Raw genomic sequence first — 16402 nt, forward strand, 5'->3', positions numbered from 1 at the left:
TTGGATCAATCTCAAGGCTTAGATTGTACATCGCTATATAACTTGGTATATAACGAATTCCTGGATTCCAATGGATAGACTGCTATGTACCGCTTTCGGGCTTTTCTGCTGCTTATGCTGTTCACTGCAATGCCCGCTTCGGCAACTGAGCGGATCACCCTGTTTGCAGCGGCTTCGATGACCAATGCCCTGCAGGAGGTCATCAGCCGCTTTGAGGCTCAGCAGGATATCGAGGTGACCCCGGTATATGCAGCCTCTTCGGCCCTGGCCCGGCAGATTGCACGGGGCGCGCCGGCCACTGTTTTCATCTCGGCGAACCGTAAATGGATGGATTACCTGCAACAACAGGGAGTGGTCGAGCCATCGAACCGCGCTACCCTGCTGAATAACCGCCTGGTGATCATTGCCAGCCGCGACTACAACACAGAATCAATCTCCCTTGACGCTGGCTGGCCGCTTAAGCAACAGCTGGATGGCGAGCGCCTGGCCATGGCCGATCCGGACCATGTACCGGCCGGTATCTATGCAAAGCAGGCCCTGCAATCGCTCGGCCTCTGGCAACAGGCAGCAACACTGATCACCCGCAGTCGGAACGTCCGCTCGGCGCTGGCGCTGGTCGAGCGCGGCGAAACGCCGCTGGGCATCGTCTATAAGACCGACGCCATGGTGAGCCCGAATGTCCGGATAGTGGCCGAGTTTCCGGCCGGCAGTCATCCAGCCATCGAATACCCAATGGCACTGATCACAGGTTCTGGACGGGAAGATGCCGGCAACAAACTTTACCAGTACCTGCGCTCGGAAGAAGCGGCGGGGATCTTCCATCGCTACGGTTTCAGGAATGCACACTGATGCTGACGCCGTTTGAGTGGCAGGCCCTTTTACTCAGCCTGAAGGTATCGGGCGTAGCCGTACTCGCCAGTCTGCCGGTTGGTATTTTCACCGCCTGGATACTGGCCCGCTATCAGTTTGCCGGGCGAGCCCTGCTGGATGGCATTATCCACCTGCCTCTGGTGCTGCCGCCTGTCGTTATCGGCTACCTGTTACTGATCGCCATGGGCAAACAGGGCCTGATCGGCAGCTTTCTCTATGATCACTTTGGTATCAGTTTCAGTTTTAACTGGCTTGGAGCCAGCCTGGCGGCAGCGGTGGTCTCCTTTCCATTGATGGTGCGGGCAATAAGACTGGCATTTGAGGCGATCGACAGCAAACTGGAAGCCGCCGCCCGCACACTCGGGGCCTCAGCGCTGCGGGTCTTTTTTACTATCACCCTGCCACTGGCATTGCCGGGCATCTTCACCGGGATATTGCTGGCATTTGCCCGCAGCCTGGGGGAGTTTGGCGCAACCATCACCTTCGTATCCAACATTCCCGGCGAGACCCGCACCATTCCGCTGGCGATGTATTCGTTTATAGAGACGCCCGGCGCTGAGGCTTCAGCCGCCCGGCTTTGTGTAATATCAATCATCATCGCCCTGCTCTCGCTGCTGGTATCCGAGTGGCTGTCTCGCCGGGCCCGGCGGACGCTGGAGGGATAGTGCTAAAACTCGAACTGCAACACCAGCAGGGTGCATTCTCCCTCGACGCCAAGCTGGTTATGCCGAATCAGGGGATCACTGCCATTTTTGGTCGCTCCGGCGCCGGCAAAACCACCCTGATCAACCTGATCAGCGGATTGGAAACGCCGCAGTCTGGCCTGATCGAGCTGAACGGCAAACCACTGCTCGATACGGCTAACAAGCTATGCCTGCCGCCAGAGAAACGCCGGATCGGTTACGTCTTCCAGGATGCCCGGTTGTTTCCTCATTACAGCGTCAGAGGCAACCTCAACTATGGCCGCAAAGACCGTTCCGACGCTGTCCTGTTTGAAACTATTACCCAGCTACTTGGCATCGAAACGTTGCTGGAGCGCTACCCGGCACGTCTTTCCGGCGGCGAGAAACAACGTGTCGCGATTGGTCGCGCCCTGCTGTCAGAGCCTGAACTGCTACTGCTGGATGAGCCGCTGGCATCACTCGACCTGCCCCGCAAGAGAGAGTTGCTACCCTATCTGGAAAAGCTGGCACAGGAGGTCAGAATTCCGATTCTGTATGTCAGTCACAGCCTGGATGAGATCCTGCACCTGGCTGATAATATGGTGCTGATGGATAAAGGAGAGGTGGTACTGAACGGCCCGGTAGAGCGCTTGTGGGGGTCGGCAGCACTGCAGCCTTGGTTCGGCCCGGATGTACAGAGCAGCCTGTTGCCAACCCAGCTCAGCCACCACCATGCAGACTATCCCATGAGCTGCCTGCAACTGGGGTCCGGGGAACAGCTGTGGGTACCAAAGATTGATGCGCAGCCGGGTGCTGCGGTCAGGGTGAGGATCTATGCCCGGGAGGTATCGCTGGCGCGCAGCCGGCCTGAGGACTCCAGCATCCGCAATATCCTGCCGGCGAAGATCCGTCTGATGCAGCGTGAAGCATCGCGAATACAGGTCTTGCTGACACTGGGCGAGGCCGAACTCTGGGCCTATGTATCGGAATGGGCGGCGGCGGATCTGCAACTGAAACCGGGCGAAGAGATCTTCGCCCAGATTAAGAGTGTCAGCGTTACCCGCAATGACTGGGCGTCACTGTAACCTTATGCCTTGACTGCCTTGCGAGTCGGTTCGCGCATCGTAACAAACTCTTCCGCTGCGGTCGGGTGAATGCCGATGGTCGAGTCAAAGACCGCCTTGGTCGCACCGGCTTTAAGCGCTACGCCAATACCCTGCAGTACTTCGCCGGCATCCGGCCCGACCATATGAACACCCAGCACCTTATCCGTATCGGCGTCCACCAGCATTTTCATAAAGGTTTTCTCATCACTGCCGCTGAGGGTGTGCTTCATGGCGCGGAAGCTGGAACTGTAAACGTCGACATTGCTGTAGCGCTCTGCCGCCTGCTCTTCGGTCAGGCCGACAGTCCCGATATTCGGCTGACAGAACACGGCAGTCGGAATCAGTTCATAGTCAACCTTCTGGTTCTGGTTGCCATACAGGTTACGGACCAGTGCCATCCCTTCGGCCAGAGCCACCGGTGTCAGCTGAACCCGGTCGATCACATCACCGATCGCATAAACGGATGGCACCGAGGTCTGGAACTGATCGTTCACTACGATGGCTCCATTTGCCGCCTGCTCAATGCCCAGCGCCTCCAGACCGATCCCTTCGACCTTCGGTTTGCGACCCGTGGCGTACATGATCAGGTCGGTCTCCAGCACCGAGCCATCTTCCAGAGTGGCGCGCAGTGAGCCATCTTCAAGCTTCTCGACGGAGGCGATATTGCTGCTGAATCGCAGATCCACGCCTTTCTTCGCAACTTCCTCAGCAGTAAATTCACGTACTTCTTTATCGAAGCCGCGCAGGAACAGCTCGCCACGGTAGATCAGGCTGGTATCGGCCCCCAGACCGGCAAAGATACCGGCAAATTCCACCGCAATGTAACCGCCACCGACGACCACCGCGCGTTTCGGGAACTGATCCAGATAAAATACTTCGTTCGAACTGATTACATGTTCACTGCCCGGAAACTCCGGTACATGTGGCCAGCCTCCGACCGCGACCAGTATCCGCTCTGCGGTATAGGTCTTATCGCCTACCGCAACGGTATTGGCATCAACCAGGGTGGCACGGCCATTGATCAGCTCACAGCCGGAGTTCACCAGCAGGTTGCGATAGATGCCATTCAGACGCTCGATCTCCCGGGTCTTGTTGTCGCGCAGGGTCGGCCAGTCAAAGTCAGGCGAAGTGGCAGACCAGCCAAACCCCCGGGCGTTCTCGAATTCCTCAACAAAGTGAGAAGCATAGACAAACAGCTTCTTAGGCACACAACCCACGTTAACGCAGGTACCGCCCAGGTGACGGTCTTCGGCAACCGCTACGCGCACGCCCATCGCTGCCGCCATCCGCGCAGCGCGGACACCACCGGAACCGGCACCAATGACAAACAGATCAAAATCATATGCTGACACAATATTCTCCCCAAAACGCTAAACGCCGCCCGGACAGCTCCATCGCATCCGGGATAAGACAACGGCCAATACTATAGACGAAGCTGGCGTGCAAAAGACGATGACGGCAATGCTAATCGCATGGCGGTCAAACTACCAATAGAAACAGGCAAACAGCCTTATAGCTATCGCTTATCCAGCACAGCTGAAAGAGCCGTGATACACTCCTGCAGCCTGACACTAAGGAACGGATCTAAATGAAACTCGTATGCTTCAACGTCAATGGCCTGCGGGCCCGTATCCATCAAATCAAAGCGGTGATCGACAAACATCAGCCTGATGTGATCGGCATTCAGGAGACCAAGGTTGTCGACGAAGAGTTCCCGGTAGAGGATATAAAATCTTTGGGATACCACGTCGAGTTTCATGGTCAGAAGGGACACTACGGCGTCTGCCTGATCTCCAGGCGACCACCTCTGAGCCTGCAGAAAGGCTTTAGCACGGATACCGAAGACGCTCAGCGACGCATGATCATCGGAGAGTTTGAAGATGGCAATGGCGGTACCGTCACTATCCTGAACGGTTATTTCCCGCAAGGTGAAAATGTCAGCCATGAAACCAAATTCCCGGCCAAGCGTAAATTCTATGCCGACCTGCAGACAACACTGGAGCAGCAATACGATCCCGCTGCACCGCTGATCGTGATGGGTGACCTCAATATCTCACCCGAGGATATTGATATCGGTATCGGAGAGCCGAACCGTAAGCGCTGGCTGCGTGACGGTAAGGCAAGCTTCCAGCCTGAAGAGCGCGAGTGGCTGGGCAAGCTCAAGGCCTGGGGACTGACCGATACGTTCCGACACCTGCATCCAGAGAACGACGATACCTTCAGCTGGTTCGATTACCGTTCCAAAGGCTTTGACCGTGAACCCAGACGTGGCCTGCGTATCGATGCTATCCTGGCGACTGACAGCCTGTTGGCGAAATGCAGCGATGCCGGTGTGGATTACGAGATCCGCGGCATGGAAAAACCCTCTGATCATGCGCCTCTATGGGCTGAATTCACACTCTGAATGCAGCCACAGCGGCAGCTGTTGACGCCGACCGTATCAGATATCGGACACCGGGCTTGTAAAGCCCGGTGGTTTCACCACCAGCATGTCACATACCAGATCATCGGCAATCCGCTCGATGGTACTGCCCAGCAGTAAGCGATCAATAAAGCCTTTCGGCACCGACCCCACGACCAGGATATCGACCTGTTGCTCGCTGGCAAATATCGGCAGTGTCTTATGGGTTTCGCCCTCCAGCATATGCAACTGACCGGCGCCGGTATCGATATCAAAACGCTGCAAAAACGATGCGACCCGGTCACGATGCTGCTCGCGTACCCGGTGCTGCAGAGCCCCGTAATCCGCAATCACATGCTCATCAAAAACCGCCGAGTGCGGCAAGGTATGAAGGCTGTGTATATAGCTGCAGCGCCCCGCCAGAGCAGTCGCAAAAATACGTGTTTCTGACACTATTGCTTCATCCAGCGACACAGGTTCGTCACACTCATGGAACGGATCGATGCAGGCAGAAAGGTGCAGTGCCTCCCCCCAGCTGCGCCCCTTGAGCAGCAATAATGGTACCGGGCACTCCCGCATCATATCCCAGTCACAACTGGAAACCAGGTGCCCCAGGGTGTGGTGCTCGGCAATGCCATGCACAACCAGGTCGGGCTGGTAACGGGCTATCTGCTTCAGAATGGCTTCAACCCTGTGACTGTTCCAGGTAACATCGGTTGTCACCTCCAGCCCCCGCTTCAGCAGTGGCCGTGCCAGCTCTTCCAGTCGCGCTTCAATCTGCTTCAGATACCTGTGCTCAGCACTCTGCTCAGCCTTGTTATCGAACAGGTAGCCCTGCTTAATCGCCCGGTTATAGCAAGGCGAGTAGAGCTCAGTTCTGGCACCACAGGATTTCGCTATACGTGCCACTTTTTCCAGCAGCATTCCGTTGTCTGCCTGCGTATCTACATGAACAAGAATTTTCTCGATACCCGACATTGAGAGTCTCCCAAAATCAAACACCAGTCGGCACCGTGTCCCTCCGGCTCCGATTGCAGATAAACGGATTTTTGCTTAAGCTCCTATATAAACTAAAACTAATATACATATAACTATAATCAGGTACGCAGAATGAACGTTATACCCTTCTATCACAGCCCCAGCGGCAGCTTCAGCTACATAGTGACGAACCGGCACAGTCATCGCTGCCTTGTGATAGATCCGGTACTCGACTTTGAAGCCCAGCCCGCCCGCACTTCAACTGAATCTGCTGATCAAATTATAAGCTACATCACCCGCAACGGTTTGGAATTGGAGTGGATACTCGAAACCCATGCCCACGCCGATCACCTGTCAGCCGCACAACACCTGAAGCAGCAATGTGGTGGCAAGGTTGCCATTGGTCGCCAGATCACCCAGGTACAGCGGGTTTTTGGCAGCTTGTTCAATGAAGGGACGGCACTGACAGCAGATGGCAGCCAGTTTGACCTGTTGCTGGATAATGATGACCGGTTGCAATGCGGAGACCTGGAGATCCGGGTACTGCATACACCCGGCCACACACCGGCCTGCATCAGCTACCAGATAGGTGAAGCGTTGTTTGTCGGCGATACTCTGTTTATGCCTGACCTGGGTACGGCACGAGCGGATTTTCCCGGCGGTGATGCCGGTATCCTGTTTCAATCAATCCAGAAATTGCTGAACTTTCCCGACCATTACCGTATTTATGTCTGTCACGACTACCCGCCAGAAGGTCGTGAAGCAACCTGCTCTGCAACTGTCGCCGAGCAGCGCTCAGCCAATATCCACCTGAACGGTGACTGTGACAGTTATATCGCCCTCCGACAGCAACGCGACGCTACTCTGGCTATTCCGGCCCTGCTCTTCCCGGCAATCCAGGTAAATATTCGCGCCGGTAAGCTGCCTGAAGCTGAAAGCAACGGTATTAAATACCTGAAAATACCGCTCAATCAGGAACTATAGTCTGGCCTCGTGGCCTCGTGGCCTTGTGACGCCGGATGACTAAGACCGTGTTTCCGGCCACCCGGAACGGCAACGGACACTCAGCCTACACGGGCCGCTTCCAGCTGTCGTTCCAGCAAGATTAAGTTGTAACATTTTCTATACAATCACTCGATCTTAGCTGTGTTTTCACTCATACTATTTACCTACCAACTCTACGGCTTCAGGGACAGTTGATGAGCACCATTCCTGCTTTTAATTCCGGCGTGCAGAGTCTCTACACTGCCAACCAGCAGCTGAATCAGCACGCTCATAAGATTGCGACACAGGGTGTTACCACTGCTCCCACCGCGGATTCTGCAGACAATCGCAATTTGGCCCCGACATCAGCCACAACCGTGAGTTCGGATGCGTCCGCGCGCAAACCTCTTACAGAGTCTCTGGTCGGTCTGCAACAGAGTGAAACCTATGCCCTCGCAGGCACTAAAGTGATCCAGACCAGCGACGAGATGCTTGGCTCACTGATCGATATTCAGGCCTGAATTCCAGCTTCCCAGATCAAACCAGACCTTAGATAACAGATATCCAATAAAACCAATTTTTATATTAGTTTTTATTAAATTAGATTTATCTTATGTGTAGAATATAGCCCATCTCAACCCGATCTCAGAGGTGATCTATGACCCTTAATGCTGCGCTGCGCCTGATGGCTGGATCTGTAATCCTGATCAGTCTCGCACTGGGCACCTATCTACATGAATACTGGTATTACCTGACCGGATTTGTTGGCCTGAACCTGCTTCAGTCGGGCGTAACCCGCTGGTGTCCGGCAGTATCGATCTTCAAGATGGCAGGCCTGAAAGCTGAGCCCTGTGTCAGTTCCGGTAGAAGTATCCATCAGGGCGTTCACATCATCGCCGGTAGTATGGTGCTGGTGACCGTTGCAATGGTGGTCTTCCTGAAGATGACGCCGATGATCCTGCTGCTGACAGCTGTGTTCGGCTTTAGCCTGCTGCAGTCTGCCTTCAGCGGCTGGTGCCCGGCATTTTCAATCGCCAGGCTGCTCGGCTTCAAACAGCCAGCGTAAAGCTATGGACGCACCCAGAGGGAACCCAGCTGCCAAAATCCCCAGATACGAAGTCCCGGACTGGTTAGCAGGTTCCCTTCATTTTCTATGCCTGAAAAGCCCGCAACCTCAAAATGGATTGCCCTGTTTTCTATCAACAGGGCAATCTTGCATTTATTCACCTCAATTGCTTAGCAGAGCCAAAAAATACTCCCGCAACGATACTATTTTTATATCGGTTGGCTAAAATAGCGCTCTCCTATTCCTTAAAAGATCTGCTCCGAAAAAGGATCAACGCTTGGCGCTCCGACTTTTCACGCTGCTGTTACCGGCAATGGTTTTACTGGGTGGTGCATTCGCAGCGCTTATGCCCGTCGCCACCCTGCCCAGCGCCCACCAGAATACCGTTGCCGCCCTGCCCTACCTGCTGGCCCTGATTACCGGATTTCTGGGATGTAGTTTTAGACGGAGCCGTATTCTGTTTATCGCCATTAACCTGGCCGCCGCCTATTTCCTGATTCAGACTTATCTGCAGACCAGCCTTGCCCGCCCGGATGCCTATGTGCTGTTTACGGCCATATCTCTGCTGCTGCCACTGAATATTGCGCTCATCGCCATCTATGGCGAACGCGGCGTATTTACCCTTCCCGGCCTGCTACGTATTGGCGTAGTCTCATTGGGCTATGCATTGCTGTACATACTGCTACAAGCACAACAATTGCCCTACCTGTTGCCGGAGCTTCCAGCCAGCATGCTGGAGATGGTGGCTGAAGACACTTATCTCAGCGAAGCCGCAGCTATAGTGTTTTTGCTGGCATTGATTCCGGTAATGGCCTCACTGATATTACGCAAGACCCATACGGATGCGGGCTTACTGGCGTCACTGGTGGCTGCGCTGGTAATGATTCTGTGGTTTGACCGGCCGCTGATCTCATCCCTGTTTGTCTCTGCAGCGCTGATTTCCCTGGCGATATCGGTTGTCCAGAACAGTTACAATATGGCTTTTATCGACGAACTCACCGGTATTCCGGCCCGGCGAGCGCTACGCAATAAACTGGCCACGCTGGGGCGTCAGTACAGTATCGCCATGATGGATATCGACCATTTCAAGAAGTTTAACGATACCTATGGCCACGATATCGGTGATCAGGTGTTGCGTATGGTCGCCGCCAAGATCAATCAGGTGCGGGGCGGCGGTAAAGCCTACCGCTACGGTGGTGAAGAATTTACCGTGGTTTTCCCCGGCAAAACCGAGCAGCAGGCACTGGCCTATCTTGAGGAGGTACGCGAAATAATCGCCAACTACCCGATGGCCATCCGCAGCGAACAGCGCCCAGACGACCATAAGGAAGGCAAACGTTTACGGGATAACCACCGCGGCACCGAAGTGGTATCAGTCACTATCAGTATCGGCGTGGCCGAGAAACAGGAAAGCCACGAGGATGCCGATGCGGTGATCAAGTCGGCAGATCAGGCGCTCTATCAGGCCAAGGAAGCCGGTCGTAACTGCTCCGTCACCAGCCAGCAGGAACCTGAAACCAGAAAACGCCCGCGTTCAGCAGCAGGGGCGCCAAAGGATTTCGCCCGACAGGGTTAGCTGCCCGGTACAAGTACCAGCCAGCTTCAACTGCGGCTTTGCCTTAACCCCCCGCGCTAGCCGCGCTGCCTAACAACAGCTTTATTGCGCGAAGATCCGGCGGCACAACAAAGTCTCTTATTGTTCTGCAGAACTCCGGTACCCTCCCGGCAGCGCTAAGCATTGCGACCTGAGCCTCGATGGCTTTGGACATCTGTATATCCGCGGCAACAGGCAGCGCTCAGCCGGTCATCGATCACATTACGTTCAGTGCCTGGCATTCAGCTATCAGCCTCCTGCGGGACAGACGTCGGAAACGAAAAAGCCCATCACAGTGGATGGGCTTTTGATTCAGCAGTGGGGATCAGCGTCAGCTATCGACCGTCGCCGTCTCCTCCACCTTTATCGGTTCCTCATGCTTTTCGCCTTTATGCTCCTCCAACGCTTTCTTCGAGCGCTTTTCCAGCAGCAGGTAAAGGATGACGCCGATAGCCAGACCGTAAGCGGCACCGTATACAGACAGCACCACACCCATAGTGCCGGCTACGCCCATAGAGGTCGCATTGTTGATCTGTTCAACACCGACAGAGATACACAGGTAACCGGTGATCAGCAGTGTCAGGGAGAGAGCGATTGGCAGTACTGGCTTGAACAGGGTTACCAGCGGCAGCATAAACAGCGCCAGGAAACCAACAATCCAGAACACGCCTGCGCCCGAGTAGATGGTATCCATCGCTGAACGACCGTAGCGGTAACGCTCCGCCATTGTAGCCATAACACCGGTAAACAGAGGACCGGCCAGGCCAGGGTATGGCGCGAAGAAGGAGTGCATCAGGTTACGCAGCGCAGTGACCAGGTGAACGCGGTCTACGTTGTCTTCGATCTTCTCATCCTGACGCAGATGGTCAACACGACCCAGCAGAGTCTGGCCAACGATGATGTCACCAAAGGCGATAACGTAGGCGATGATCGCCGTTGGGATCGCCATCCACAGCATATCCAGCGTTGGCCAGCCGACGGTAAACGGCAGATAGTTGATCAGCTGGTCAAAAGCCGGCGAGGTGAAACCAAACTGTACATCCGGCAGGTCATACTCACCCACACCCCAGCCGATGCACATTGCCACCAGAGAACCCGGTACCATGCCGTAACCGGCGATGACCTTGGCCCAGCGATGCTTTTCAACATAGTCGCGGAAAGACAGGGAAAACAGCACATAGGCCGTTACGAAGAAGCCCAGCGTCAGCGAGATTGGTGTTGCATCCAGACGGCCGCCGTCAACGATTTCACCCGTGATTGCTGCAATACCGGCCCCCAGCAAGATACCGCCCTTGATGGAATCCGGGAACATGTTCACCAGCTTACTGCCGAGCCGCGTGATACCCAGGACAAAGAAGATCAGCGTCACGATAAGCTGCAGCCCCACCAGTGCACGAATCGCTTCAGGGCCCGGTTCGAAGTCCTTCAGGTAGAGTATGACCACCGGAATCGCCGGTGTAATCCAGCCGGGTACATAAGGAACCCCCAGCAGGTTTGGCAACATAAAGCCAATACCACAGATAACAACGTACGCCAGTGCTACGTCGTAAGGCAGGCCCAGGTATTTTTCCAGCAATGGGATCATCCCCATTGCGACCACGAACATGATCAGTGCCTGAACGGTTTCCGGCCATTCCCAGCGGTAGTGAATCAGAGGGATACGAACCTTAAATGGCCCCATCGGCCAATAGGGATGTTCCTCGCCATGATTTCTTTTTATAAGCGCCATAATGAGCTACCTGTTATCACACATGCTAAGTCATGCTGATGCGTGCCTGATGCACTGCAACACCAACAATGCCAAGTTTTAAAAGCATGGAGAAATTACTTTGTGCAGAGCAGCAAGTCGATAACAGAGAGGGCGACTTTAGTCGCCCTTCAATACCAAAGTATTACAGGAATCCCCCTACGAAATAAACACCCACACCTAAGCGGGAATTCCTATTAGCAAGAGGTATTAGAAGAAACGAATATAAGGATATTCTAACAAGCACCACCGACCTTAGGGTCTGTTACTCTTCCCCCGGCCAACACCGGGCTGCTGTCAGAAAGAGTAACGCAGCCTCAGATAAAGGTTGCTGGCATCTTCGAACTGGCCGAAGAAGGTGTGGCGCTCTTTACCACCGAATATATTGGCGCCAGCGGTGAGAGCAAACTGATCGTTGAAGCGGTAATCGGCAACCGGGCGCAGCAACCAGTCACGATCAGAGGGAGACCAGAAACTGAACCAGGAAAGCTGCAGACTATCCTGTAGCAGTCGCTGTGTCAGCCGGAGGCTGATCAGATGCCGGTATTCATCTACCCGAAACGGATTACCGGCATCGCCGCTTTTAAGCACATCATACTGCTGTGTCCACTCCAGATAGTACTGGATTCCCAGGGTCAGACGGGGACGAATTTCCCGCTCATAGCCGCTAAGCCAGCGAAACTGGTCGTTTGGTATCGCGGGATCCGTACCCTGACCATCGGCTGTTTCATACCAGGCGATCTCAATATTACCCAGCCCGCCAAACAGATTATCTCTCAGGCTGGCACCGTAGACCTGTAGCGGGCTATGGAAGGCACTCCCGGAGACCGTCATAGCATTGGCCTGCTTCCAGAATCCGTAATAACCATAGAGTGCCCACTCGGTACTGCCCTCAGTACCAAAGATTCGTACCGCCCACTCCCCCTTATCCTGACCAACAATACGGGGGGACTGAGCGGTCTGCAGGCCTGACTGGCTGTTAAAGTAGGAAAAGCGCTGCCCGCTGATCGAGCGGTCAGCTTCAAATTCCGGCGTCCAGACCAGATCAAAATTGACCCTGTCGGTAAAATGACTCAGCTTCAGGCTATCCGACGGCGCTTTAAGATACTCATCATCACGCCCGGCGAAAAACGATACCCAGTCTTTGGGAAAGAGGTCATTCAGAAACAGCAGATCACCGGTTCCCCAGGTAAGGACCTGACGCCCCAGCCGCAGGTCTGTGGATTCTGCCGGGCTCAGATCCAGCTTTGCCTCACGCAGACGACCATGGCCACCATGTTCAACAGCGTCGACATACAGGTCCGCCTTGATGCTCAGGCGCATATCGTTGACCGCCGATTCCAGCTCGAAGCGGTTACGGAACTCGCCCAGAGTAAGACTCTCATCAGCCAGAGCCGGATCATCAGAGGTGCGCCCGCCTAAAGCCAGTTCAGAAAAGCCGTGCAATACCGGCCCGGTATCGCTATCGGTCTGATCCCAGCCGGCATCATCCCAGCTGTCGTCACCCTGCTCCCAGCCATCATCGGTCACAGGAGAGTCATCAGCCGTTGCCGGCAGCGGTGCCATCAGGCTAAGCAGCCCCCACAGCAGGGTTGGCAGCGACCTGTTCATGACGCAGGCCGTTTCAGCCACTGACGAGGCAACTTGCGCAGCGAACGCTCACTAAAGACCGCATCATCCAGCCCGATATTGTATTTCTGGAAGCGAAACTCCATGGTGGTAGAACCGCCACTGCGCAGGTCCGAAACCCTGGAACGGGTCACGGTGGGAATCCCCTGCACCTCAGAAATATCCAGCACTTCCACCCGACGGTAGACACTGCCCGTCTCATCCTGATACTCAATCTTAACCGGCAGCATATTCGCTTTGTCTATCCACACCTGATAGCGGCTGAACTCCACCGTCGCCGGATCTTTAGGCGTATTCAGTACCTGATAGAAGCGTCCCTCTGACGACAACAGCTTATGCTCGTCATCGTTGAGGTTGCGTCCGGAGACATCCTCGTAGAAGTAGTGAGACCCCATAAAACTGGTACGTTTATCCCCTGCCGAGATGCGCTTGACCAGGTCCAGCCCCGGCAGGTAGAGCCAGCGGTCATCATCTGCTGCAACATGTTTCGCCACCATAAATACCGTATTTCGCACATCGGCGGGACGGCTGAAAGCCACCAGAAAATCCTGATCCCCGCCCTCGGCACGGTCGCGGCGCAAGATGGTAAACTGCCGGCTCTGGCGCCCTCCATCACGGTCCTCAATCAGCATTCTCGCTTCAGCCCGGCCATCATCGGCAGCATAGTAAGCCGCCAGATTAGCCTGTTGGACAATCTTGTTTACATCCTGCAGCTCCGACGCCTGAGCGCCACCGGAAGCGAATAGCAAAGCAGACAGCATAAGACTCGGTTTAAACATTTTGTTTCTCCTCCGGGCGGGAATCAGGGCATGAGAACAGACGTTTTTTGTCCGACAGGTGGTTCATCACCGCAGGCAGGAGCACCAGGGTGACCAAAGCAGAGACGGCCATTATGGCGGCCAGGAAGAAGCCCACAGTGATATAGGGCACCAACGGTGCCAGTAATAACGGCGTGAAACCAATCGCCACGACAATAGCGTTGCGACTGATTGCCCGTGCAGGGCCACGACAGACCTCGGCAACCGTCTGCTGCCAGTCGCCTTGCCGGCGATAGATGGCGCGGGTCCGTTCCAGGAAGTGAATGGCAAAATCCACCGACAAGCCCAGAGTCAGTGCCGAGAGTACCGCGATGGGCATATCGTAATCTTTGCCAACCCAGCCGATCAGGCCATATATAAACAGGATCGTGACCGTCAGGGGCAACATGGAGAGCAGTCCGAGCGGCAGCGAACGAAACAGCACCACCATCATCACCAGCACCATCACAAAGGCACTCAGGAGGCTGTTCAACATGCCCTTAACCATCTCATCCTGCCACACCACATTGATATATGAGAGGCCTGCCCAGCGGGCCGACACACCCTGAGGTAACGGGTTATCACGGAAGTAGCTGTCAACCTGAGCGATGACACGGGACATATCCTGATTGTCTCCACTCCTAAGTTGCAGCCAGAGTGCTGTCGAACTGTAGTCCGGCGTTACCATGTGCCAGAGGTCATCCGGCCTGTGCGATGACTGAAAGCTGAGAATCGTCTGAGCCGCTGCGGCCTGAGTATCTGGCAGACGGTAGGCCGGCTCCGCCCCTCCGTTCAGTTCGCGATACACGGTTTTCAGCAGCGTCACCAGCGAGTTGGTTTTGCCAACATCGGCAGACTGATCGAGATAGGCCTGCAGACCCTCGACATAGGAGAGCGCATCCGGCCTAAGAAAGTACTTTGCTTCTGCCTGCGCCTGCTCTGTCATATTCAGCAGTGCCAGCCAGCGGCGGGCATCAGCGTCGGAAGCCGAGAAACCGGCGTCATCAAAAGCGGCAACCAGATTATCTGCAAATACCTGAAAACTGTCCGCTTCTGCAGCGGCGATATGTGAGTCCAGCTGCTGGCGAAAGCCGGCGTCGGCTGCGACTGAAGCGGCCTGCAACTGCCTGATCAGGCGGGGCTTAGCCGTTGTTACGCCCTGCTCTTCCAGTACCAGAAAGGCATCATAGGTGCCGGAAAAGTGGTTGTTCATCACCTGATCGGCGATGCGCAGACGATGATCTTCCTTGAACCAGCGCAGCGGATTGTCGTTAATCTGAATCTGAGCAATACCCCAGACTGAGAGCGAGCCGATTGCAATCAGTCCCAGCAACAGCAGCTTACTGCGCGCCAGAGAGAAGCGCCCGGCTGCAGACAACCAGCGCCCCAACGCGCCACTGTCCTCATCGACGATACGATGGTCCTGCAGTCGTGCCATACGCTGCGGAGACAGGCTGACAATGTAAGCCGGCACCAGAATGAAGGTGAGGAAAAACGCCAGGAATATACCGGCCGCGACATGCAGACCGAATATCTGAACCGGCGGTATCGGCGTGAATGCCAGCGATGCAAATCCCGCTGCTGAGGTAATTGAGGTATACAGCATCGGGGTAAAAAGGTGACCCAGTACTTCCCTTAACGCCTGACGCGGATCGGTGCCCGGTTTATAGCGGTCGGCAAACTCGGACAGGATATGCACCGAGTCGACGACGGCGATCGGCATCAGGAAGATCGGTATCATCGAGCTCATAATATGCACGGTGTAGCCCTGACCGATCAGCAACCCCATAGTGATGATTACGGTAGCCATTGCCACCAGCATCGGCGCTGTAATCAACAGGAAGGAGCGGAAGAAATACCACATCAGCACAAAGATCATCAGCCCGGCCAGCGGCGCTGAAATGGCCATCTGGACAAACATCTCCACACCAAAGGTATCTTCAGCCACCGGCAGACCGGCCATGTAATAACGGTTTTCCGAACCCAGCGATGCAATGACCGCATCGATCTCCTGAGACAGGCGGTAACTTTCTGACTTGGCAACAATGGGCACATAGATCGCCGCCGCCTGACCGTCACCGGACACCAGCGTGTTCTGTAACAATGGCAATCGATTCACCGCCGCCCGTACCTGATCGGCCTGCGCCTGGGTCACCGGCGCCTGCTTCATCATCCAGGCAAAACGGATCGTACCAGGCCCCTCCTGAGTGATGTTATCCACCGTATCAAGCGACATCAGGTCTTGTCGAACCACCCCCTCCATCTGCTGAATGGCGGCCGACAACCGGTGCAGGTCCCGCAGGGATTCCGGGTTATAGATACCATTTTCATCGCGGTCATTGACCGCACCGACGACAATACTGTCATACAGTTTAAAGCGCTTTTTCACCTCATCATGAAACATCCGGTCCGGCTGCTCATGCGACAACATATTTTCAGGGTCGGTATCGATTTGAATGTTCGGTATCTGCAGGGCCGCCAGCGCAGCCAGCAGCAGCACAAAGATAAATATCCAGCGCGGCTGGTTCATGCAGAACCCGATGAGGCGATTGCGCAATAACATTAACC

14 protein-coding genes are annotated in these 16402 nt (G+C 55.1%); 8 read left to right on the forward strand and 6 right to left on the reverse strand.

What is annotated here, in order from left to right:
• The first annotated feature begins 84 nt into the window (after positions 1-84).
• Genes modA through modC form a run of 3 tightly spaced genes read left to right on the forward strand, consistent with a single transcriptional unit; the run spans position 85 to position 2617 of the window.
• The gene (modA, locus tag Q354_RS0120040; RefSeq protein WP_027859164.1) at positions 85-849 is read left to right on the forward strand and encodes a molybdate ABC transporter substrate-binding protein; all 765 of its coding nucleotides are present in this window, start codon (positions 85-87) and stop codon (positions 847-849) included.
• Entirely contained in the window at positions 849-1535 is a 687-nt protein-coding gene (gene modB, locus Q354_RS0120045; RefSeq protein WP_027859165.1) for a molybdate ABC transporter permease subunit, read from the forward strand. The genes modA and modB overlap by 1 nt, the downstream gene beginning before the upstream one ends.
• Positions 1535-2617, forward strand: a complete 1083-nt coding sequence (gene modC, locus Q354_RS0120050) for a molybdenum ABC transporter ATP-binding protein ModC (protein ID WP_027859166.1) — start codon at positions 1535-1537, stop codon at positions 2615-2617. The genes modB and modC overlap by 1 nt, the downstream gene beginning before the upstream one ends.
• 2 nt (positions 2618-2619) lie before the next feature.
• On the opposite strand, the gene gorA is transcribed toward modC, so the two are convergent.
• Positions 2620-3990, reverse strand: a complete 1371-nt coding sequence (gene gorA / locus Q354_RS0120055; protein WP_027859167.1) for a glutathione-disulfide reductase — start codon at positions 3988-3990, stop codon at positions 2620-2622.
• 236 nt (positions 3991-4226) lie between these two features.
• Between gorA and xthA the strand changes: the two genes are divergently transcribed.
• Positions 4227-5042, forward strand: coding sequence for an exodeoxyribonuclease III (xthA, locus tag Q354_RS0120060; RefSeq protein ID WP_027859168.1), 816 nt, complete (start codon positions 4227-4229; stop codon positions 5040-5042).
• A gap of 36 nt (positions 5043-5078) precedes the next feature.
• Here the strand turns inward: xthA and Q354_RS0120065 are convergent, their stop codons facing one another.
• Positions 5079-6017 (reverse strand): universal stress protein, encoded by a 939-nt coding sequence (locus tag Q354_RS0120065; RefSeq protein WP_084332687.1) that lies wholly within the window; start codon positions 6015-6017, stop codon positions 5079-5081.
• A gap of 132 nt (positions 6018-6149) precedes the next feature.
• Here Q354_RS0120065 and Q354_RS0120070 point away from each other — a divergent pair, with 132 nt between their 5' ends.
• The 4 genes from Q354_RS0120070 to Q354_RS26635 all read left to right on the forward strand — a co-directional run bounded on the left by Q354_RS0120070 (position 6150) and on the right by Q354_RS26635 (position 9643).
• Positions 6150-7001 carry an MBL fold metallo-hydrolase gene (locus Q354_RS0120070; RefSeq protein WP_027859170.1) on the forward strand — a complete coding sequence of 284 codons (852 nt, stop codon included), beginning with the start codon at positions 6150-6152 and terminating at the stop codon, positions 6999-7001.
• 215 nt (positions 7002-7216) lie between these two features.
• Positions 7217-7522, forward strand: a complete 306-nt coding sequence (locus Q354_RS27645) for a hypothetical protein (protein ID WP_051560422.1) — start codon at positions 7217-7219, stop codon at positions 7520-7522.
• Between the two features lie 137 nt (positions 7523-7659).
• Positions 7660-8067 (forward strand): YgaP family membrane protein, encoded by a 408-nt coding sequence (locus Q354_RS0120080; RefSeq protein ID WP_027859171.1) that lies wholly within the window; start codon positions 7660-7662, stop codon positions 8065-8067.
• 277 nt (positions 8068-8344) lie between these two features.
• The gene (locus Q354_RS26635) at positions 8345-9643 is read left to right on the forward strand and encodes a GGDEF domain-containing protein (protein ID WP_051560424.1); all 1299 of its coding nucleotides are present in this window, start codon (positions 8345-8347) and stop codon (positions 9641-9643) included.
• Positions 9644-9992: 349 nt separating this feature from the next.
• On the opposite strand, the gene Q354_RS0120095 is transcribed toward Q354_RS26635, so the two are convergent.
• The 4 genes from Q354_RS0120095 to Q354_RS0120110 all read right to left on the reverse strand — a co-directional run bounded on the left by Q354_RS0120095 (position 9993) and on the right by Q354_RS0120110 (position 16397).
• On the reverse strand, positions 9993-11390 hold the full coding sequence (locus Q354_RS0120095; RefSeq protein ID WP_027859172.1) for a solute carrier family 23 protein: 1398 nt from the start codon (positions 11388-11390) through the stop codon (positions 9993-9995).
• 315 nt (positions 11391-11705) lie between these two features.
• Complete coding sequence (locus Q354_RS0120100) at positions 11706-13019, reverse strand: hypothetical protein (protein ID WP_027859173.1); 1314 nt, start codon at positions 13017-13019, stop codon at positions 11706-11708.
• Positions 13016-13816 carry an outer membrane lipoprotein-sorting protein gene (locus Q354_RS0120105; RefSeq protein ID WP_036230829.1) on the reverse strand — a complete coding sequence of 267 codons (801 nt, stop codon included), beginning with the start codon at positions 13814-13816 and terminating at the stop codon, positions 13016-13018. The genes Q354_RS0120100 and Q354_RS0120105 overlap by 4 nt, the downstream gene beginning before the upstream one ends.
• Positions 13809-16397: an efflux RND transporter permease subunit gene (locus Q354_RS0120110; protein WP_027859175.1), complete on the reverse strand. Its 2589-nt coding sequence runs from the start codon at positions 16395-16397 to the stop codon at positions 13809-13811. The genes Q354_RS0120105 and Q354_RS0120110 overlap by 8 nt, the downstream gene beginning before the upstream one ends.
• Positions 16398-16402: the final 5 nt, after the last annotated feature.

Source organism: Marinobacterium jannaschii DSM 6295 (genome assembly GCF_000620085.1).
Lineage (GTDB): Bacteria > Pseudomonadota > Gammaproteobacteria > Pseudomonadales > Balneatricaceae > Pontibacterium > Pontibacterium jannaschii.